General features: G+C 64.1%; 16 protein-coding genes and 2 pseudogenes. 12 read left to right on the top strand and 6 right to left on the bottom strand.

The window, feature by feature from the left end:
• Nucleotides 1-168 precede the first annotated feature (168 nt).
• A pseudogene (locus FHU13_RS24035) lies at nt 169-376 on the bottom strand (IS630 family transposase); the annotation flags it as partial.
• Nucleotides 377-656: 280 nt separating this feature from the next.
• Here FHU13_RS24035 and FHU13_RS28030 point away from each other — a divergent pair.
• On the top strand, nt 657-989 hold the full coding sequence (locus tag FHU13_RS28030; protein WP_246714838.1) for a site-specific DNA-methyltransferase: 333 nt from the start codon (nt 657-659) through the stop codon (nt 987-989).
• A 129-nt stretch (nt 990-1118) separates the two neighbouring features.
• Here FHU13_RS28030 and FHU13_RS24025 read toward each other — a convergent pair whose 3' ends face one another.
• Complete coding sequence (locus FHU13_RS24025) at nt 1119-1586, bottom strand: MucR family transcriptional regulator (RefSeq protein ID WP_183438353.1); 468 nt, start codon at nt 1584-1586, stop codon at nt 1119-1121.
• 327 nt (nt 1587-1913) lie between these two features.
• Here FHU13_RS24025 and FHU13_RS24020 point away from each other — a divergent pair, with 327 nt between their 5' ends.
• On the top strand, nt 1914-2873 hold the full coding sequence (locus tag FHU13_RS24020; protein WP_183438352.1) for a helix-turn-helix domain-containing protein: 960 nt from the start codon (nt 1914-1916) through the stop codon (nt 2871-2873).
• 151 nt (nt 2874-3024) lie between these two features.
• Here FHU13_RS24020 and FHU13_RS24015 read toward each other — a convergent pair whose 3' ends face one another.
• Together FHU13_RS24015 and FHU13_RS24010 are read right to left on the bottom strand one after the other, a co-directional pair.
• On the bottom strand, nt 3025-3687 hold the full coding sequence (locus FHU13_RS24015; RefSeq protein WP_183438351.1) for a hypothetical protein: 663 nt from the start codon (nt 3685-3687) through the stop codon (nt 3025-3027).
• Nucleotides 3687-4010, bottom strand: a complete 324-nt coding sequence (locus FHU13_RS24010) for a hypothetical protein (protein ID WP_183438350.1) — start codon at nt 4008-4010, stop codon at nt 3687-3689. Before FHU13_RS24010 ends, FHU13_RS24015 begins: the two co-directional genes overlap by 1 nt.
• Nucleotides 4011-5486: 1476 nt before the next feature.
• On the opposite strand from FHU13_RS24010, the gene FHU13_RS28660 reads away from it, so the two are divergent.
• From FHU13_RS28660 to ispF, 6 genes and pseudogenes are all read left to right on the top strand, one after another.
• Nucleotides 5487-6419 carry a universal stress protein gene (locus tag FHU13_RS28660; protein ID WP_183438349.1) on the top strand — a complete coding sequence of 311 codons (933 nt, stop codon included), beginning with the start codon at nt 5487-5489 and terminating at the stop codon, nt 6417-6419.
• A 1158-nt stretch (nt 6420-7577) separates the two neighbouring features.
• Nucleotides 7578-9017, top strand: a complete 1440-nt coding sequence (locus tag FHU13_RS23995) for a homospermidine synthase (protein WP_183438347.1) — start codon at nt 7578-7580, stop codon at nt 9015-9017.
• A gap of 41 nt (nt 9018-9058) precedes the next feature.
• Nucleotides 9059-10306 carry a phosphoserine transaminase gene (locus tag FHU13_RS23990; protein ID WP_210287822.1) on the top strand — a complete coding sequence of 416 codons (1248 nt, stop codon included), beginning with the start codon at nt 9059-9061 and terminating at the stop codon, nt 10304-10306.
• Nucleotides 10307-10460: 154 nt separating this feature from the next.
• Nucleotides 10461-11723, top strand: a complete 1263-nt coding sequence (locus FHU13_RS23985; RefSeq protein ID WP_183438346.1) for a Glu/Leu/Phe/Val family dehydrogenase — start codon at nt 10461-10463, stop codon at nt 11721-11723.
• A 10-nt stretch (nt 11724-11733) separates the two neighbouring features.
• On the top strand, nt 11734-12597 hold the full coding sequence (locus tag FHU13_RS23980; protein ID WP_183438345.1) for a pseudouridine synthase: 864 nt from the start codon (nt 11734-11736) through the stop codon (nt 12595-12597).
• A gap of 100 nt (nt 12598-12697) precedes the next feature.
• Nucleotides 12698-13210, top strand: a pseudogene (gene ispF, locus FHU13_RS23975) (2-C-methyl-D-erythritol 2,4-cyclodiphosphate synthase); the annotation flags it as partial.
• A 283-nt stretch (nt 13211-13493) separates the two neighbouring features.
• Here the strand turns inward: ispF and FHU13_RS23970 are convergent.
• Nucleotides 13494-13898: a DUF983 domain-containing protein gene (locus FHU13_RS23970; protein WP_183438372.1), complete on the bottom strand. Its 405-nt coding sequence runs from the start codon at nt 13896-13898 to the stop codon at nt 13494-13496.
• Between the two features lie 193 nt (nt 13899-14091).
• Between FHU13_RS23970 and FHU13_RS23965 the strand changes: the two genes are divergently transcribed.
• The 3 genes from FHU13_RS23965 to FHU13_RS23955 all read left to right on the top strand — a co-directional run bounded on the left by FHU13_RS23965 (nt 14092) and on the right by FHU13_RS23955 (nt 17793).
• Complete coding sequence (locus FHU13_RS23965; RefSeq protein WP_183438343.1) at nt 14092-15480, top strand: PLP-dependent aminotransferase family protein; 1389 nt, start codon at nt 14092-14094, stop codon at nt 15478-15480.
• 79 nt (nt 15481-15559) lie between these two features.
• A complete protein-coding gene (gene tehA / locus FHU13_RS23960) occupies nt 15560-16501 on the top strand; it encodes a dicarboxylate transporter/tellurite-resistance protein TehA (protein WP_312889638.1) in 942 nt (313 codons plus the stop codon).
• A 965-nt stretch (nt 16502-17466) separates the two neighbouring features.
• On the top strand, nt 17467-17793 hold the full coding sequence (locus FHU13_RS23955) for a tyrosine-type recombinase/integrase (protein WP_183438341.1): 327 nt from the start codon (nt 17467-17469) through the stop codon (nt 17791-17793).
• Nucleotides 17794-17834: 41 nt separating this feature from the next.
• Here FHU13_RS23955 and FHU13_RS23950 read toward each other — a convergent pair whose 3' ends face one another.
• The gene (locus FHU13_RS23950; RefSeq protein WP_183438371.1) at nt 17835-18116 is read right to left on the bottom strand and encodes a DUF2312 domain-containing protein; all 282 of its coding nucleotides are present in this window, start codon (nt 18114-18116) and stop codon (nt 17835-17837) included.
• Between the two features lie 266 nt (nt 18117-18382).
• Between FHU13_RS23950 and FHU13_RS23945 the strand changes: the two genes are divergently transcribed.
• On the top strand, nt 18383-19297 hold the full coding sequence (locus FHU13_RS23945; RefSeq protein ID WP_312889637.1) for an alpha/beta hydrolase: 915 nt from the start codon (nt 18383-18385) through the stop codon (nt 19295-19297).
• Nucleotides 19298-19308 lie beyond the last annotated feature (11 nt).

Here is a 19308-nt window from a genome sequence, read left to right as displayed (position 1 = left end):
TATGCTCGATTACATTGCGCTGAGCGGGGGATGACAGATGTATTTTCCGGTTATTTGGTTAAGTGGACCACACATCAGCTATTAGCATGGTCTAGTTGAGTGGATTCAAGAGCCTATGTAAGGACGCGGCCGTAGGGCCTCGATTTCCGCTAGAGCCCCTTCCACCCAATCTAGTTTGTATCTTGCGACTTCGAAGAAGGCGGTGGCTCTAATATGCGACTCGAGGTCGATGAGGCGCCCAATAGCCGACAAGAGTCCTTCGACGGTGCGCCCGGCGGTTTTGCGCAGCTGCGCCTTGAGCTTGGCGAAAGCCTTCGATTTGGTTGAAGTCGGGAGAGTGGGGCTGCAGATAGTGCAACTGCGCGTCTGCTGCCTCGCTGTGGACGCACACGCTCTCCAGATCACCTTGCGTTGAGATCGACCTCGAATTCGAGTTCGAGCTGACCGGCTTCGAGACCGCCGAGATCGATCTCATCCTCGATCTACCCAATGCAAAGGCAGCTGCCGACCCTGCTGATTGCTGTCCACCACTCGCCTCTGGGCCGGCCGTTTCGCGTGTCGGCGAGCTCTGGCAGCTAGGGCCGCATCGTCTGCTCCGCGGCTCAGCTCTGGAGGCGGACAGGTATGCCACGCTGTTGCAAGGCGAGAGCGTGCGGATGGTGTTCTCCGATCCACCCTACAACGGACCCGTCACCGGGCACGTCTGCGGTTCGGGTAAGGTGCAGCATCGCGAGTTCGCGATGGACTCAGGCGAGATGAGTGAGGCTGAGTTCGTCGCCTTCCTGGATCGCGCCATGACGCATCTGGGCGATAAACTGATGCGCGGCGGCTTGATGTATCTGGCCATGGATCATCGGCACGTGTTTGAGCTGAGCACGGTGGCCAGGCAAGCCGGGCTGGAGCAGCTCAACATCTGCGTCTGGAACAAGACCAACGACGGCCACGAGCCCCAACGCGCGGTGATGCGCTGGCGAGGGCGCCCTCCCTAGGCCCTGGGTGGATGTGACGGACGGCGATCCTATCGACCTTCGGTCAGGTTGCAGATCTCCGATGATCCGCACCGCGAGCCGCGTGCGAGCGACGAGCCTGACGCCGGCTGGCGTCTGTCGTCGCCGAGGTCAGATACTCTTCCGGCCGCGCTCCTTAGGTCTGCTTTCCTCGGTCATGGCGCCCGGGCGTCCGAGGCCGATGTCCTTTGCGAGTGCGGAGCGCTGAGCCGCGTAGTTCGCTGCCACCATCGGGTAGTCCTTGGGCAGCTCGTAGCGCGTCCGGTAGCCGTAGGGATCGAGTCCGTGGGCTGTGAGGTGGCGCTTCAGGGTCTTGTAGGGCTTGCCGTCGATGAAGGAGATCAACGCGTCCGGGGTGATGGACTTCTTGATTTGGGCCGGCGTCGGCTTCTCGATCGTCTCAATGGGCGCCGCCTCCTTGGTGGATGCGCCATCCCCTAATCCTCGCAGGGCCGTGTGGATGTTGGCGATCAGGGACGGCATCTCGGCGGCGGGAACGGAGTTGTTCGACACGTAGGCTGAGACGACCCTACCGGCGAGTTTGAGCAGCGCGGACCCCCGGCTGTGGTTGAAGTTCATCGAAGAAAACCCCTAACGCTCCTCCTTGCGCGCGATTGCGCTTCGTCCCCGGAGCGGGAAAGAACGATCCTGTGATGACGGGAGCCCACGGCTATCGCCACCCACGGCAGGTTCTGAGACCGAGACACCGCATCATCGCGCGCCCGACGGGCCCACCATCAGCACCTCGGCAAGCTGCCCCCGATATCGAATTAGAAGTGCGGCACGCGTCCCTCGCCTGTCGTGACGGGCAACTGTATTCCCACCGTCGATGGGCCATGCTACCCGGCACCAGAGACGCGGGATCGGCTCCTTGGGAATAGATCCTCGGCTACATGAGAAGGCGTCTTGCGAAAGATCTTCACAACGGCCGGCATTCACGCGCGTGACCGCTTCGACTGCTGGATGAGCGTCATCCGCAGAGACTTCATCGACAATGATGCGATCCCGGCTCGGAGGAGAGGCTTCAGGGCGCAACTCTGCGCTGGCTCAGTCGGCAGGGTAAACCTCGCACTCGCACGCAGTTCGGAGCTCAGAGTCTCGCATACGAAGCGCCACAGTGGGCAGCCCAGCGACGACCTGCTCTTCGTCTTTATGCCCTTGGCCGGAACGAAGATGGTCCGGCAGAATGGCCGGCAGGCTGTACTTGAGCCCGGGCAGTTTGCCCTGGTCGACCCACGGCTGCCTCACGAGGGACGCTATTCCGAAGACTCGGAAGTCCTCACGGTAATTATGGAGCGCCGGTCGCTGGAGTGTCGTCTCGGAGCAGTCCACGAACTGACGGGGCGCCCGCTCACCCAGGAGACCGCCGAAGGGCGTTTGGCGGCGGGTTACTTAGCGTTGCTGCCGGCCCAATCAGGCCTGTTGAATTCGGTAGCTGAGGATATGGTCGAGACCCACCTGCTCGACCTGATCGCGCTTGCGTTAGGTAAGGTGATGGAAGGGCAGGTGTCACTCGGCTCGTCGGGCCGCTCGCTCATCCGCATGAGGCTGCACGCTGCAATCGAGGAGATGTTAGCCGACCCCGGGCTCGACACCGAGACGGTCGCGGCCGCCGCCGGGGTGAGCACGCGCCACGCCAATGCCATCCTGGCAGATGAGGAGCTGTCCCTTGGTCGGCTGATCCAGGCCAAGCGCCTCGCACGGTGTCGAGAGGCGCTTGAGGATTCTGCCCAAACCCACCGGACCGTGAGCGAGATCGCCTACGGTTGGGGGTTTTCCGACATGACCCATTTCGGTCGTCGCTTTAGGGCTGCCTACGGCATGTTGCCCAGCGAGTGCCGCCGGCAGGCGCGCCTCCGGGGCTGAGAGCACCGTCGCGTTCCCTATGGTTCGGACACGTAGAGCGCATCCCTAGCGGCCGCTCTCCAACCGCTCCGTCTGAGCCTCAAGCCGCGTGCGCTTGTCCAGTCTGATCGGCCCATCCACAAAGAGCCGTGCGCGGCTGGCTCCTCCTGCCTCAGTTGCTGCAGCGGGAGATGCCCGAGCCGGCATGCTCCACAACCACGACGTCAGCGTTCCAGCGGGCGGCAAGCCCCTGAACCCGCCGCTTCAGGTCCGGGAAGTCTAGCCGCTGTCGCTCCAAGTCGAGCAGGTGCCAGCACCCATCGTGTAAGCCGAAGGTCAGGCCGACCGAGAAGTCGCTCGTCGGCCCCGCCGTCAGCGCCGCGTCCCATCTCTGAACCACGCACTGGTAAGCCCCTCGCGGCAGCGGCGTGTCATAGCTGCCAAACCATTCCCAGCGGATCCGACTGCCGCCAAGAGGTGTCGGATCCTGTTGGTACTGCGCGGAGAAGGCAGTGCCGCCCATGCTGACACGTAGCTCTTCCAGAACCTGTCGCGACTCGCGCTCCTGGCATAGCACAGCATCCGTGCTGCGATGATGAACCTCGCCAAAGCCGATCGGCACCGCTTCCTCTTGGATGGCGATCGTCGGCAGGTTGAGGTGCTCGAACTGGCCGGAGTTGATTAGGTAGCCGGCAGGATCGTCCTCGTGCAGCTGCTGCTGGATGGCCACGATGCGCCCGCTCGCCTTGTCGTTCAGGCGTGAGAGCAGCGTCTGCTCGTAGTAGGTCCTCACCTCCTCACGCTTGGCCGGTGAGGACGCGTCGCTCGCCTTCATCAAGTCATCGATGGTGATGAGGTCGGCGCCAAAGCCTGTACCGGCACCGCCGAGCGAGAGGGCCTCGCGGCCACTGTCTGGACCTCCCCTGTTGCGTCATCCCGGAACTCGACTTGGTAGCCCATCCCGACGAACGCATAGGCGGTTTTTCCGGGCCGCACGATCTGCGCCCGGTCGAGTTCGTCGGCGAGATAGCCCGCCACCTCCGGCATGGGGTCTATGGCGGTCGCGGCTAGACCGACCAAGCGGTCGTGGTGTTCTGCCGACACTTTGATCTTGGGTAAGCTCGTGCTGCCCACGCGCTTCCGCATTGTCGTCCCCATGTCATTGATCCTTGATCAGGCCGCTTGAGGGCCAGGGTCGTCGTCATCGTCCGGTTCGGGAGGTTCATTCGGTCGCGGCCGGCGCAGAGGGACGACAGTGCCGTCGCGTGCGTCGTCGGCCGGTCTTTCGGACTCCGGTGCCGGAACCGGCTTATCAGCGGTCATAGATGCCTCCTTCACGCTGCAGGACCAAGGCGCCGATGTTGGGCGTCGTTCTCTCGTGAAGGCATGGGCCCACGACCTTGATAGCCGCCGGCCCGAGCCTTATCGATGGTCTGGAATGGAGATCGCCGACCCTCTCGGCCGACTCTCGGGCGCTTTGCGAAAGCATTCCCGGCTACCCCGAGCAGGACGTGCGGATCTGCGCCGTCGGCTCGGGGCTACTGTCCCGCGATGAGTTTGCCTGCTCGGAGCAGGCCAAGTGTGAGGGACGGGCGATGCGGCATGATCTCCTTAAGATTGGCCAAGTGGCAGCCTTTGTCAAATGCAAGCTTCGGGGGACGCCGCTCAGGTGAAATCGCTATCGATGCGCGGTGCGCAAGCACGGCTTGACACCGGTGAGCGCGGTCCCGACCTTAGGTTAGTCATGACCGATCATCTCCAGAGCATCCGCCTCCTGGCGCGCTCGGGCAGCCTGCAAGCAGGCTTGTAGCCCTGGCCCGGGACATCCTAGCGGGATGAAGTCCGAGCCAGGGAAGGCTCCCAGTCACCTTCTGCCTTCACGCGCCCACCGAGGCGCCACCCGGCCCGGCGCAATGGCGCGCCTGGCGGGCTTCGGTCATGTCTTGAGGTATCGAATGCACGCGTTCCAAGAACGGGCCCAAGAAAGTCTGCTGCAAGAGCCTCAGCCTAAGGTCGCCGCATACGACGACGTCGCCGGTATATTGCCGTGCGACGTTGCGGCGAAGTTGGAGCGCTGGGCGAAGCGGAAGTCGCCGAGCAAGGTGGCACATCAGCTTGGCATCAGCATGGCTCGCGTGCGGGATTTGAGGGCAGGCCGCCTGGCCGGCTACTCTCGGGATCTACTCGTGGAGCTCGCCGCCCGCGCCGGACTTAAAGGCGACTCCGCCGTCTGCGCAGCCGCCTATGAATCCTCTGACGTCTCCCAGGGCGAGACATCGGGTCACGTGTAGAGCGCATTCCGGCGAGCCGGTTGCTTCTTCGTCAGAATGCACGCTGGAACTTGGAGTGTTTGGGGAAATAGCTAGGGCAGCAAGAGCAATGATGATCTCAGTTTTCCTTTCGCGTTTGAGAGCCGGTCGCCTCGTCGCAGGGCAGTGAGCCTCCGAACTTGGCGAGCGCCGAAGGCTCGCCGTTCGGAGCAATGGACTGTCCATCTCAGCCGGCGCGACAGCCCAAGAACCGCATCGGGACTGCAGCATCAGGGGCGGAGTACGCGCGGGTCGAATCCGCCGATCAGAACGAGCCTGTCGAGTTCAGACTTCAACCGATGCCAATCCGCTTCGGAGAAAACTGATGCGTATTCTTGTCGCTACCGACTTCTCACTCGGTTCGCAGCGCGCCGTGCGACGCACCGGAATACTGGCTTCCCAACACATGGCGGAGGTCATCCTGATGCATGTCGCGGACGGTGAAGGATTTTGCGAGCTCGAGCGGAACCTTCACGAGACCCGGCATATGGCCGTCGAGCAGATCGCCATTGTGCCGGAGCTCTTCCAGATTTCCTGTGAGCCGCTCGTTGTCGGCGGATGCCCGCCTGATGCAATCCTCGATGCGGCGGCGGCCCACAAAGCCGACTTGGTCGTGGTTGGCGCACCCTCCGGGTGGACTCCGCGCCAATCAGGGCGGACCGTCCGTAGCCTGATCCGCAACGCGCCGAGCCCGGTCCTCGTTGTCGGGCAGCTGGCAGCGGCACCCTACGGTGGGTCATGGTACCGGTCGATTCTTCGGAAGCATCTGCGCGATCAGCGTGGGCCGCGACATCGCTCAAGCTCTTGGACTGTGCGCGGGTCACCGTCATGCACGCATTCGAGGCAATGGGAAAGCCGAAGCTGTCCGGCTTCTTCGTTGCGCGCGAGCACATCGACAGTTACGTCGAAAACTGGCGTGTTTTATTCGCCGCAGAAGTCGAAAATTTCCTCGAGACCTATTCTCCGGCTAATCAAGGGTGGTCGAGGCGGGTCGAGGAAGGGTCCCCGCAGGACGTCATTGTGCGCCTTGCCGAGCAAATGCCTTCGGCTCTCATCGTCTGGGCACGCATGCCCGGAGCGGTCTCAGAAGGCTCTTTTCGGAAGCGTGATCGAGGACATCGTTGCCAAGGGCGGCGCCGACGTGCTGGTAATTCCGCTGTCCCAGCCCGACCTTAGTGTCTCTCACAAAACGCCTGCTGCGCCGTCGCGGACGAAGGTGAAACGGCCGGTGACCGGGCGTTTTGAGAGACACGTTTAGCCTGAAGCGAAGGATGATGGCGACCGCGTCAATCCCTTGAGCGACCCCTCGCACTCAAGCGACGAGCTCGGAAAACGACGCAGAATTGCCGATCGTTGCTCGAGCATCAGCGAAGTCGACCACAAATCAAATCGTTGAGCCGAGCCAAAATCGGCCCCTGAGGGCCACAGAAACATCCTGCTCCGCATACTTGACTCCCGTATGGCTTAGCCTGTACTCAGCATAATCATGCCGAACCGTCTCCAAAGCATCCGCCTCTTAGGGCGTGCGGGCAGTCTGCAAGCAGGCATTTAAGCCCTGGCGCCCTGCCGGCCTCATGAGGCGCGGCTCGCTCCAGGGTTAAATCTCCAGCACTTCTTCTTTTTCGACGCGCAAGCCAGAAGGGCTGCGCGAGAATCCACTCTGCGCGGCTTTGCCGGGCGGGGCGGTCGCGCTGTGAGGTGTCAGTATGGATTCCGTTCGGGAACTCCCGCCGATTTCGCTTCCTAATCACGACTTCGATCATCTTGTCGCTTTCGGTCTTGCCGCTTACCAGTGCGGTGACCCGAATGCTGCCTTTCTGCTGAGGGAACTCGAGCGGTCAGCTTCCTGTAGGGCTTTCGCTTCATCCACAGATACTGTTACGTTAAATAGTTGCGTCGTATATCGGCTCAATGATGAGCCGTTGGTACAGAGGTGCAAAGTCGTGTCTCCAACGGTTTCGACTGACGCGGATGATGAAGTCTCCGCGGCGAGCCTGGTCGGCATAGCCCTCCTCGGTCTCAAGAAAGGAGACCGTATGCCCTTTTGCGACCAGTCCGCGAGACAGGAACACGTCCTCGAAGTCGCAGATTTAGCGCCGCCGGCATTTGCGCTCGAGCCTATACCTTTCAGGCCGTTCGGCCTTCTCCTCCGCTAGGGCACCGTCCCGAAAGGTGGTGATCGGCTTTCGGGAAAAGGCGATGCGGAAACCACGGTTTAGAGCATCATCCTAAATATCCTGTCTGGGATACTGCTCCAAATCCTTGAACCTTAACGGCTTTTATAGAGCCGGCGTCCCGCGCTCGGGCCGAATCTCTAACTATTCGCATCCTTGCCGACGATTGTTCGGCTGCCGGCGAGGCCGTGAAATCGCGGCCGCAGCTTTGCGCGATGTCTTCCGCCCACAGGAATGTAGTAATGACCGAACTTCGATGGCCCGTGCACGGCCGCATCACCGGCCCGATCGTGATGATCGGCTTCGGTTCGATCGGGCGGGGAACCCTGCCCCTGATCGAGCGGCATTTCGAGTACGACAAGAGCCGCTTCACGGTCATCGATCCGTCCGACGCACACAAAGACCTGGCCGATAAGCACGGCCTGCGCTTCGAGAAGGTGGCGCTCACGAAGGAGAACTACCGCGACGTCCTCACGCCCCTCCTCACCGAGGGCGGCGGCCAGGGCTTCTGCGTGAACCTGTCGGTTGACACCTCCTCACGCGACATCCTCGAACTCTGCCGCGAACTCGGCGCGCTCTACATCGACACCGTCGCCGAACCCTGGCCAGGCTTTTACTTCGACAGTCGTGCCAGCCAAGCGGAGCGGACGAACTATGCCCTGCGAGGCCGTATCCTTGAGGCGCGCGCCGCGTGTCCCGGCGGTCCGACCGCTGTGTCCTGCTGCGGGGCCAATCCCGGCATGGTCTCGTGGTTCGTCAAGCAGGCGCTCCTGAACATCGCCAAGGATACCGGCTCGACCACGCCCGAGCCGAAGACCCGCGAGGAGTGGGCCGCGCTGATGCGCGAGCTCGGCGTCAAAGGCGTCCACATCGCCGAGCGCGACACTCAGCGCGCCAAACACCCCAAGCCCATGGGCGTGTTCGTCAACACCTGGTCGGTCGAGGGCTTCGTCTCCGAGGGCAACCAGCCGGCCGAGCTCGGCTGGGGCACCCACGAGACCTGGAAGCCGGCCAATGCCGAGGAGCAGACCAAAGGCTCGCGCTGCGCGATCTTTCTGCTCCAGCCCGGCGCCGACACCCGCGTGCGCACCTGGGTTCCGACGGCCGGCGCGCAGTTCGGCTTCCTCGTGACCCACAACGAGGCGGTCTCGATCGCCGACTACTACACGGTGCGCGAGGGCGAGGAGGCGGTCTACCGCCCGACCTGCCACTACGCCTACCACCCGGCCAACGACGCGGTGCTCTCGCTGCACGAGATGTGGGGCAATGCCGGCAAGGTGCAGGAGCGGCAGCACATCCTCGAGGAGGATGAGATCGTCGACGGCATCGACGAGCTCGGCGTGCTCCTCTACGGCCACGAGAAGAACGCCTACTGGTACGGCTCGCAGCTCTCGATCGAGGAGACGCGGCGCGTCGCCCCCTACCAGAACGCGACCGGCCTTCAGGTGACCTCGGCGGTGCTGGCCGGCATGGTCTGGGCCCTGGAGAACCCGGAGGCGGGTATCGTAGAGGCCGACGAGATCGACTTCCGCCGCTGCCTGGACGTGCAGACGCCGTATCTCGGCCCGGTGGTGGGCGTCTACACCGACTGGACCCCGCTCACCGACCGTCCGGGCCTGTTCCCGGAGGACATCGACCCGAGCGACCCCTGGCAGTTCCGCAACGTGCTCGTCCACGGCTGAGACCGCCTTGAGGCGTCCCGTCTCGCAATCGAGGCAAGCGAATGCTTCCGCGCTGTGACCACTCTTCTGAACAAGCCTCTAGCAACCCCGGCAGCATTCTTGCCGGGGCGAACCGGTCGAGCGCTGCGCTCGACCGCCCCGCCGCGCGCCCGCGCGTGCCCTATTTCTCGTCCGGTCCGACGACCAAGCGTCCGGGCTGGAGCCTCGATGCCCTCTCCGGCGCGGCGCTCGGCCGTTCGCACCGCTCGGCCGCCGGCAAGGCCAAGCTCGCCGAGGCCATCGAGCTCACCCGCACGGTTCTGCGCGTTCCGGACGATTACCGCATCGGCATCGTTCCCGGCTCGGACACCGGCGCCGTCGAGATGGCGATGTGGTCGATGCTCGGCCCGAAGACCGTCGAGGTCATAGCCTGGGATTCCTTCGGCGCTGAATGGGTCACCGACGCCCTGAAGGAGCTCAAGATCGATCCGGTCGTCCGCACCACCGAGCATGGCATCCTGCCGGCGCTGGACGCGATCGACACCAAGAACCACGACGTCGTCTTCACCTGGAACGGCACCACGGCCGGCGTGAAGATCCCGCACAGCGACTGGATCGCCGACGACCGCGAGGGCGTCACCATCTGCGACGCGACCTCGGCCGCCTTCGCGATGCCGCTGCCGTGGGACAAGCTCGATGTCGTCACCTATTCCTGGCAGAAGGTGATGGGCGGCGAGGCCGCGCACGGCATGCTGATCCTGTCGCCGCGCGCCGTCGCGCGCCTCGAGAGTCACACGCCGGCCTGGCCGATCCCGAAGGTCTTCCGCCTGACCAAGGGCGGGCGGCTGATCGAGGGCATCTTCAAGGGCGACACCATCAACACGCCCTCCATGCTCGCGGTCGAGGACTACATCGACACCCTGAAATGGGCCGAGAGCATCGGCGGCCTCGACGCGCTGCACGCGCGGGCGGACGCCAATGCCCGGGTGGTCCACGACTGGGTGGCGCGTACTCCCTGGATCGGCCACCTTGCGGCGGACCCGGCGACCTACTCGAATACGGGCGTCTGCCTCGTGATCACCGACCCGGACGTGCTCGTCAAGGGCGACGCCGTGGTCAAGAAGGTTGCCGCCGGCATCGTCAGCCGGCTGGAGAAGGAAGGCGTCGCCTTCGATTTCGGCGCCTACCGCGACGCACCGGCCGGCCTGCGCATCTGGTGCGGGGCCACCGTCGAGGCCTCTGACCTCGCGGCGCTCACTCCCTGGCTCGACTGGGCCTTCGCCCAGGCGAAGCAAGATCTTCAGGACTGACTGTCTTCCACCCAACCCGCGCTGCGCCGGCATCGCCACGGTGAGAACCGTCCGCGGTCGGAAGTCTCGTGAGGCACTCAGAAATGCCAGGGGCAGGCGAGCCCTAACCGCAAAGCGGCGGGTTTGCGAAAGTGCAGCAAAAGGAAACTCGAAAATGCAGGGCATGAATATTTTCGACCAGGCCTTGATGCGCCTGGACGATGCCGCGAGGCACCTCGACCTTGATGCGGATGTGCTGGAGAAGCTCAAATACCCACGCGAGACGACGAAGGTCCGTCTGATGATCCGCATGGATGACGGCTCCCGGAAATCTTTCATGGCTTGGCGCTGCCGCTATGACGATACGCGCGGGCCAACGAAGGGCGGCATCCGCTTTCATCCAGAGGCCACCGCCGAGGAGGTGGAGACGCTCGCCTTCTGGATGACGTTCAAGTGCGCCGTGATGGATCTTCCCTATGGCGGCGGCAAAGGCGCCGTCCGCGTCGATCCCCGGACGCTGTCGAAAACCGAACTAGAGCGGCTTTCCCGCGCCTATATCCAGGCCTTTGCCAAAGTCATCGGCCCTAATCGCGACATTCCTGCGCCCGATGTCTACACAAATTCCATGATCATGGGATGGATGGCGGACGAATACGCCTCAATCCAGGGCGAGCCGGCTCCGGCCGTCATCACCGGCAAGCCGATGGCACTTGGCGGATCGCTCGGGCGAGAAGATGCCACAGCACGCGGCGGCTACTATCTCGTCCGGCATCTCACGAACCGCCTTCGCCTGCCGTCCCGGGCACGCGTTGCGGTGCAAGGCTTCGGCAACGCCGGACAGCATATCGCCCGCCTCCTTGCTGAGGACGGACATCGGATCGTCGCGATCTCCGATTCGCACGGCGCGGTGTATTGCCCAGACGGCATCGATCCCCACAGCGCCATCCAAGCGAAGCAGGGGGGAAGCGTGACGGCAATGGCCGGCTCCGCCGGCCTCTCGGCCTTGGCGAGCGAGGACCTTGTCGCCGTGGATTGCGATGTGCTCGTTCCGGCCGCTCTGGAGGACATGATCCACGAGGGCAATGCGTCTCGGATCAAGGCAAGAGTCGTCCTCGAACTGGCCAATGGACCGCTGACGCCGGAGGCAGACGCGATCCTCGACCGCCGCGGCATTGCCGTCCTGCCGGATATTCTGGCGAATGCGGGTGGTGTCACCGTCTCCTACTTCGAATGGGTTCAAAACAGACAAGGATACTACTGGTCGATCGATGACGTACACGCGCGCTTGCAGACGACGATGGAGCGTGAAGGTGACGCCATCTGGCGCCTGGCGCAGGAGCGTGGCCTGACGCTCCGAAGAGCTGCCTACGTTCACGCCCTTGCCCGGCTCGCGAGCGCGATCGAGGCGCACGGGACGCAGCAGTTTTTTACAAGTTGAAGCGCTCGACATGTCCATGTCCAGGGCCAACTCGCAAAATCGGGCGAGGGGGAGACTCGAGTTCCACTCGGGCCCTCCTCTCGTCAGCTTGCCGCGGGTTCTCTCTAAATTCGGTTTCTGCTCGCGGCGGTTGGCGCAAGTCATGATCGAGAGCGGCCGTGTCCGCGTCGACGGACATGTGGTTCGCCACGCTAGCATGCGCGTCGATCCCAGGCGTGCCGCGATCTGCGTCGATGACCGCCAAGTCGTGTCCGCGACAAAGGTATACTTGTTGCTGAACAAGCCGCGCGGCTTGCTCACGACATACGGTGATCCGCAGGGCCGCCGGACGGTTTACGATTGTCTCGAGGGGCACGACTTGCCGTTCCTAGGGCCTGTCGGGCGCCTGGATTGCGCGAGCGAGGGCTTGCTACTCATGACGAACGATACGCGTTGGGCCCATCACCTTCTTGATCCAGCTTCGAATGTCGAGAAGGTCTACCATGTGCAGATCGACGGCCATTTGGACGAAGCTCTGCTCTCCAGGTTGCAAGATGGTGTGGTCGACGACGGAGAGAGGCTTGGAGCCAAATCCGTGGCACTTCTGCGTCTGGGCGAACGCAACGCCTGGCTCGAAGTCGTTCTGACGCAGGGCCGCAACCGTCAGATCCGACGCATGATGGCGCTCAGCGGAGTCAACGTGCTTCGTCTCGTACGCGTTGCCGTGGGTTCCCTACGACTCGGCGACGTCGCGAAGGGAAAGTTCCGCCACCTGACTACCTCCGAGAGGGCGTGCTTGGCGGCAGGCCTGAGAGTCGACGGCGATGGCCTCCAAGTGTCAACCGTTGGAGGCGCAGCCAAACGCGGCGAAATGGTCTCGGCGAAGGCTTACTGACCCGTCGAAGAGCCACAGCTTCTTCGATCCCTGCAGGCAGAGGACTGCTTTACTGCAGATGCGGGCCGTGAGCGAGTTTGGATTGAAGAGGACGTTTGCTTTGACGCAGTTTGTGACCCGCCTCGGCACCGGCTTCGACGTCCACGCCTTCACGGAGGGCGACCATGTCTGGCTCGGCGGCGTGAAGATCCCCGCCGACCGGGGCGTGCTTGCCCATTCCGACGGCGACGTGGCCCTGCACGCGCTCACCGACGCGCTGCTCGGCGCCATCGCCGACGGCGATATCGGCACCCATTTCCCGCCCTCCGACGAGAAGTGGCGCGGGGCGGCCTCCGACCAGTTCCTGGCCCATGCCTGCGAGCTGGTACGGGCGCGCGGCGGCAAGATCGACCATCTCGACGTGACGGTGCTGGCGGAGGCGCCCCGCATCGGTGCGCATCGCGAAGCGATCCGCCAGCGCATCGCCGAGGTGGCTGGCGTGCCGCTCTCCTCGGTGTCGATCAAGGCGACGACGACGGAAAAACTCGGCTTCGTCGGCCGCGCCGAGGGGCTTGCCGCCCAGGCCGCCGCCACGGTGCGGTTTCCGGAAACCGTCCATACCGAATCGGATTGATCCCAGCTCGAATCCAGCAATGACCTGAGCGGCATTTTCTGCCGCCAAGCGGAAGCTATTGTACCGCGTCAGCCATGAGTAGCAGACAGGCCAGACCCGGACATTGCTGCGCGCGAGTTGCCGACCGCCGTGTCTTCGATCTCGCCGTGTGGTGACCCAACTGTCGACACAAGGCCCCCTAACGGGGAGACCCAGGTCGGTTCAAATCCGCCGCGGGGGCCAAGCAGGAGAACCTATGCCGCTGGTGCTCATCCCGCCGGGTTAGCGGGATGAAGCGGCGGAATCAGTTTCGGGGCGTGTGACCCGTGTTGGGCGCTGCCGGCGCCGCAAGGCGGCCCTCGCCCGCCTTGTTAATGTACTGGCTGGCGATGAAGAGCCCTTTCAGCGGCCGGATAACCGGCACACAGGCCAGCAGGAGCAACGGGAGCGTCACGACCGCATGAAGCCAGAGCGGCGGATCATAGGCGAGCTCGAGCCAGATACCGAAGGCGGTGACCGGGAAAGCCATCGTCATCATGATGAAGAAGGCGGGCCCGTCGGCTGGGTCGGCAAAACCATAGTCGAGACCGCAGGACTCGCAGCGCGGCTTCAAGGTGATGAAGCCGTCGAAGAGGCGCCCCTCGCCGCACCGCGGACAGCGGCATCGCAGGCCGACTGACATGAGGGATTGCTCGGTCGTCCTATGCATCGTCCACGTTCCTGAACCGCTCGCCGTATCCGGCGGCATAGAGATGTGCCTTGCGCGCTCCAAATGTATGGCATAAATCTCCATACACTCGTGATGTGTTCTGGCTGCTCCGAAGGCGCGATACCAGACAAATCTTTGATCGCGTTACACGTACGGCATATGTATGCGTACACTAATGCGATAATGGGGGTCAATGATGGAGGTCTGGAGCCCTACAATCGCTGGCGACGCAGGCCCGAAATACCTAGCCATCGTCAAGGCCTTGGCCGAGGACATTCGTGCCGGTCGGCTGCTGCCGGGCGTCCGCCTGCCGCCGCAGCGCGCCCTGGCCAAGCACCTCAACGTCGACCTCACCACCGTCACGCGCGCCTTCAACGAGGCACGCAGGACGGGCTTGATCGATGCCACAGCCGGAAGAGGCAGCTTCGTTCGCGGTTTCGCGCAGCAAGCGGAGGTGCGCAGGCCGAACCCGTCCGGAAGCGTCGACTTCAGTATGAACATGCCGCCCCAGCCGGTCGCGGCGCGTCTGGCCGAGCGTATGGCGGTAGGCCTGTCACGGCTTGCCGGTTCGACGGGCTTCCTTGACCGGATGCAGTACCAGGACGGCGCCGGGAACATGGCCGACCGCGCTGCAGCGGCGCATTGGCTCGGTGGCCGGCTTGGGCCGCTTCCGGTGCAGCGCCTCCTCGTGGCGGGCGGTGCGCAGGTGGTGCTCGCCGCCGTGCTCGCCGCCATCCTGAAGCCGGGCGACGCGCTCTGCGTCCCGGCCCTCACCTATCCCGGTCTGCGCATGGCCGCCGAGCGCCGCGGCATTCGCCTCGTTCCGGTCGCCTGCGACGAGGAGGGGCTCGATCCGGACGGATTCCTGGAGAGCTGCAAAGCCGAGCGGCCGCGCGCCCTGTACTTGGTGCCGACGCTCGACAACCCGACGACTGCGACGCTGCCGCGGGCCCGTCGTGAGCAGATTGCAGGAGTCGCTCGCTCGCACGGCGTCGCGATCATCGAGGACGATGCGTACGGCGCGTTGCCGCCCGATGCTCCCGCTCCCATCGCGTCCCTCGCCGGGGACATCACCTGGCACGTCGCGACGCTGTCCAAGTGCGTCAGCCCAGGCCTGCGCATCGCCTACGTCGTCGTGCCGGGGACCAACGAGGCGGTTCGGCTGGCGGCCGAGCTGCGGGCCATCAACATGATGGCCTCGCCGCTCACGGCCGCGCTCGCCTCGCAGTGGATCGCGGAAGGCGAGCTCGACGCGATCGTGGCAGCCATCCGGCAGGAGAACGGACTCCGGCAGGCGGTTGTCCGAGAGACGCTACAGGGACTCGACGTCCGGGCGCATTCCTACGGGCATCACCTCTGGCTCCGCCTTCCCGAGCCATGGCGTCGCGGCGAGTTCGGTGCGCATGCGCGTCAGCTCGGGCTGTCGGTCATCCTAAGTGATGCCTTCTCTGTCGGACCAGCACCCGAGGCCATCCGCGTTTCCTTGGGTGCGGCGTCGGACGCCGAGACCTTGCGGTACGGTTTGAGCCTGCTCGCGACGCTCCTGGCGCATCCGCCCGGCGCGATCACGATGGTCGTCTGAGGTGCCTGACGTGGCGAGCGCATCCAGCAGCCGGGAGGATCCGGCCGGACCTCGGCGCCATTTCGCTTCGCTGCCACGGATACGGGTCCCGGCCACTTTCTTCGGGATGGTCCTGGGGCTCTGCGGCTTGGGCAACGGCTGGCGCGCCGCCGCGCGCCTTGGGCTGGCGCCTGCCTGGGTTGGCGAGATGCTTTCCTTCTTGGGCGTCGCGGTCTGGGCGGCATGGTTGATCCTTTACGCCGCGCGGTGGCTGAACGACCGGGACACCGTTCTGGTCGAGGCGCGCGATCCCACCTCCTCGTTCTTCGCCTCGTTGGCTCCCGTCGCCACGATGATCGCCAGCGTCGGCCTCGCGCCGCACTGGCCGGACTTCGCCTGGATGATGGCATTGGCGGGACTTTTCGGGACGACCCTCTTCGCCGTTTGGGGAATGGGAAGCCTCTGGATGGGCGACCGTGCCTTCGAGGCGACGACGCCGATCCTCTACATGCCCACTGTCGGTGGAGGCTTCGTGGCGGCCATCACCTGCGCTGCCTTCGACATGAAGGAACTCGGCCTGCTCTTCTTCGGTGCAGGCCTCTTGTCGTGGCTGACGTTGGAGTCGGTCGTCATCCATCGTCTGATCCTGCAGGCCCTGCCGGTGTCGTTGCGCGCCTCGCTCGGGTTGCACCTCGCGCCACCCGCGGTGGCCTGCGTCGCCTACCTGGCGGTCACGGACGGGCCACCCGATCGGCTTGCGCAGATCCTCTTCGGCTACGCCCTGCTGCATGCCCTGGTCACGGTGCGGCTGGTGCCGTGGTTGCGGCAGCAGCCGTTCTCGCCGGCGGCCTGGGCCTACACGTTCGGCGTCTCGGCCCTTCCGCTTGCCGCCTTGCGCCTGACGGAACGCGGGCTGGAAGGGCCGAGCGCGTCCCTCGCCGTCCCGCTGTTCGTCGCGGCCAACCTCATCATCGGCTGGATCGCGCTCAGAACATTGAGCCTGCTGCTGCGCGGCAAGCTCTTGCCTGTCCGTCCTCTCTGAATGCGCGCGGATGGTTGCGGTTGAAGTGAGATGACATGATTGAAAGGGTGACGCGCTCTTTCCGTCTGCCCGCGCTTGGCCTGCGTGCCGTGCCGCTCGCGCTCACCGTCCTAGTTACGGCCTGCTCGGATGATGACGGGGAGCGTCGCCGTACCCTGGACGACAGCCCAAGCTTCGGCGCCCTCATGCGGATGGCCGATGCGATGCGGGGCGGCCGCTTGTTCGGTCAGTGCCCTGCCTGTCACACGGTCCGATGGGGCCGGCGACCGAAACGGTCCCGGTCTCTACGACGTGGTTGGCAAGCCTGTCGCCAGCAACAGCCGACGCGTCGGCTATAAGGGGGCTCTCCGGTCGGCAGGCGGCGTTTGGACGCCGGAGAAATTGGACATCTGGCTTGCCGCCCCCGCGAAGTTCGCGCCGGTCACAAGCATGATTGATGGCGATGCGGAGGCGCTCCTATCGCGACCATGCCGATGATTTGCTCTTCGCTGACACGGCTCTTCTTCATCGTCCGTGCGGGCGACGCACAATCCGCCTCTGGAACCGTGGGCGCACCGGGTGAGGCTGAAGATAGGCGTTAAGTCTTAGGAGCGCGGGTCGCCACCCAAAATCTCGAAAGCGCACCCGCTCGATACTACACGACATCCTGATGTAGTGGCTGACGCCTATAGGTCTGCTTTCCCTTACGCGCGGACATCCGCACCAGCAGGTTGGACGGTCCCGAAGGGGTCAGGAGTTCGCATGTCGCTTGTTCGGCTGTGCGCCTGCAGCGGACCTTTAAGGGGCGCGACTCGAACCGCCGCTCTTCTTCCCAAGCGGACATTCAAGGCGTTGCCGCTGAAGTTCCCGGTGGGGTCATTCGGAACCCTGAAGGCCAGAATCCATACCGGGCGTCGCGGCCGTTCGACCGCGGCGCCCGGTTCAGATCAGTGCGGCCGTAACAAGGGGTAGCGCGCCGCGTCTTCATGAACGCGCCTCGACATTGGATCGAGCAGTTCCGATCCAGCATGGTTGGACCCACACTTTCCGCGCAGCCGGTCTTTAGCACGCAGAAGCGATCGGCGTTCAGCGCCAACATGCTGTGTCAGCGCATGCGCAGCTGGGACGACTTGGCTGGGCTAAACAGCGGATCGGGTCGCGGCGGCCGTCGGTGGTTCATCACGCGTCTAGCTCATGCGGGCATCCCGCCCAAAGCCATCATGATGCTGGCGGATCATCGGCATCTCTCGACCACGCAGCGCTACATCGGCGCCAATGACGAGACGATGCGCGCCGCCGTGGAGGTCTTTTGACCAGCACGGCGGCATCAACATAGCGCTGCTTCCGCCAATCGTCAGGCCGCCTGGGCGACCGGCGTGGGGGTCGGCGCATCCATGGCCCGCAAATAGAGGTCGAGCAGTGTCTCCTGCTCGTCGCGCTCGTCCTTGTCCTGCTTGCGAAGCTTCAGGATTTCCTTGAGCACCTTGACGTCGAGCCCTTCGCCTTTCGCCTCGCCGAAGATCTCCTTCTTGGTCTCCATGAGATCCTTTATCTCTTCATCGAGCCGCTCAATGCGCTCGATGATGGAGCGGATCCGGTCGCCTGCGACGCCCACGGTGTCGGTCGTGTCGGACATGCTCACTCCTTGGCTGATCCGCCGCGCAACCTCGTTCGTTTGGGTAAGCGGGAGGTTAAGGCGACCCGCGGGGTGGAAGTCGAGCCACTTGCAAGGCAGGGTCGTCACGCTTGCTGCCCTCGTTGCGTTCCCGATCGCGACAGCTGCGTGGTACTGGTTCACGTCTGAAAGCTCGATCGTTGGAAACCATCCTCAACGCGGCTGGATTTCATGGTGCTGCAACGTCTCGACGATCAGTTCGAGATTGTTTTGGCTGAAGACAGAAGGTGAGCGTGTTCCTGCGGTGGATCGCTGTGACGGCCGGTGGTGTCTTGGCCGGTCTGGTCATGCTCAAACCCTTAGCCGACCGACCTGCTAGCCAGAGGCGTAGAACACGTCTGGGACGACTCGCGACGAGGTACACCCGCGTTGGCGGCAACACCATGCATGCCCGAGTTTCAATCGACTACGTGCGTGATGACCACCTGCCCGTGATCCTGGTCCACGGGCTCGGGATGTCGAGCCGCTACATGATCCCGCTCGCGAAGCATCTCGCCCCTCATCTACGGGTCTACGCGCCTGACCTGCCCGGCTTCGGCCTAAGCGACAAGCCTCCCCGAGCGCTCACAGTTCGCGAGCTTGCCGATGCGCTGGCTGCCTGGATGCACGAGGTCGGAGTGCAGCGTGCGGCCTTCGTTGGCAATTCGCTCGGCTGCGAGGTGTTGGTCGAATTGGCGCTCGCCTACCCTCAGCTTGTCGACCGCCTTGTGTTGCAGGGACCTACCCCGGACCCGGAGGCACGTGGCATCATCCGGCAAATCGTCGGCTTTTTCTTCATCGCACCATTCGAGCGCTGGTCGCTCGCCTGGGTGGCGCTTGCCGACTATGCCCGTAGCGGGATCCGACGCTACATCCTGACCTTACGCAGCATGGTCGACAACCGCATCGGAGAAAAGGTGCTCCGGGTTGTTCAGCCAACGCTCGTCGTTTGGGGCACGCGTGACTACATCGTCCCCTATGAATTTGTGGCGCGCCTTGCCGGCACCCTGCCTCGCGGTCGTCTCGCCGTGATCCCCAGCGTGGCACACGGGATCAACTACTCGCATCCGGAGGCATTCACCGCTGTCCTACTCCCGTTCCTCCTAGCCCCGCGAGAGACGCCTGTCGCTCAGGGGTTAACTCCGGCTATCGGCGCAGGCTGACAATAACGCCA

The sequence above is a fragment of the Methylobacterium sp. R2-1 genome (assembly GCF_014191355.1).
Lineage (GTDB): Bacteria > Pseudomonadota > Alphaproteobacteria > Rhizobiales > Beijerinckiaceae > Methylobacterium.
The sequence above is the reverse complement of the archived record's forward strand: the minus strand, read 5'-3'. Positions and strand labels throughout refer to the sequence as shown.

Excerpts from the sequence above, each read along its gene's own strand:
- FHU13_RS23950 (WP_183438371.1), bottom strand. The coding sequence starts at position 18,116 with ATGTCCGACACGACCGACACCGTGGGCGTCGCAGGCGACCGGATCCGC.
- FHU13_RS23995 (WP_183438347.1), top strand. The coding sequence starts at position 7,578 with ATGACCGAACTTCGATGGCCCGTGCACGGCCGCATCACCGGCCCGATC.
- FHU13_RS23980 (WP_183438345.1), top strand. The coding sequence starts at position 11,734 with ATGTCCATGTCCAGGGCCAACTCGCAAAATCGGGCGAGGGGGAGACTC.
- FHU13_RS24010 (WP_183438350.1), bottom strand. The coding sequence starts at position 4,010 with ATGGGGACGACAATGCGGAAGCGCGTGGGCAGCACGAGCTTACCCAAG.
- FHU13_RS23955 (WP_183438341.1), top strand. The coding sequence starts at position 17,467 with ATGAACGCGCCTCGACATTGGATCGAGCAGTTCCGATCCAGCATGGTT.
- FHU13_RS24025 (WP_183438353.1), bottom strand. The coding sequence starts at position 1,586 with ATGAACTTCAACCACAGCCGGGGGTCCGCGCTGCTCAAACTCGCCGGT.
- FHU13_RS23985 (WP_183438346.1), top strand. The coding sequence starts at position 10,461 with ATGCAGGGCATGAATATTTTCGACCAGGCCTTGATGCGCCTGGACGAT.
- FHU13_RS23965 (WP_183438343.1), top strand. The coding sequence starts at position 14,092 with ATGATGGAGGTCTGGAGCCCTACAATCGCTGGCGACGCAGGCCCGAAA.
- FHU13_RS24015 (WP_183438351.1), bottom strand. The coding sequence starts at position 3,687 with ATGAAGGCGAGCGACGCGTCCTCACCGGCCAAGCGTGAGGAGGTGAGG.
- FHU13_RS28030 (WP_246714838.1), top strand. The coding sequence starts at position 657 with ATGGTGTTCTCCGATCCACCCTACAACGGACCCGTCACCGGGCACGTC.
- FHU13_RS23970 (WP_183438372.1), bottom strand. The coding sequence starts at position 13,898 with ATGCATAGGACGACCGAGCAATCCCTCATGTCAGTCGGCCTGCGATGC.
- FHU13_RS28660 (WP_183438349.1), top strand. The coding sequence starts at position 5,487 with ATGCGTATTCTTGTCGCTACCGACTTCTCACTCGGTTCGCAGCGCGCC.
- FHU13_RS23990 (WP_210287822.1), top strand. The coding sequence starts at position 9,059 with ATGCTTCCGCGCTGTGACCACTCTTCTGAACAAGCCTCTAGCAACCCC.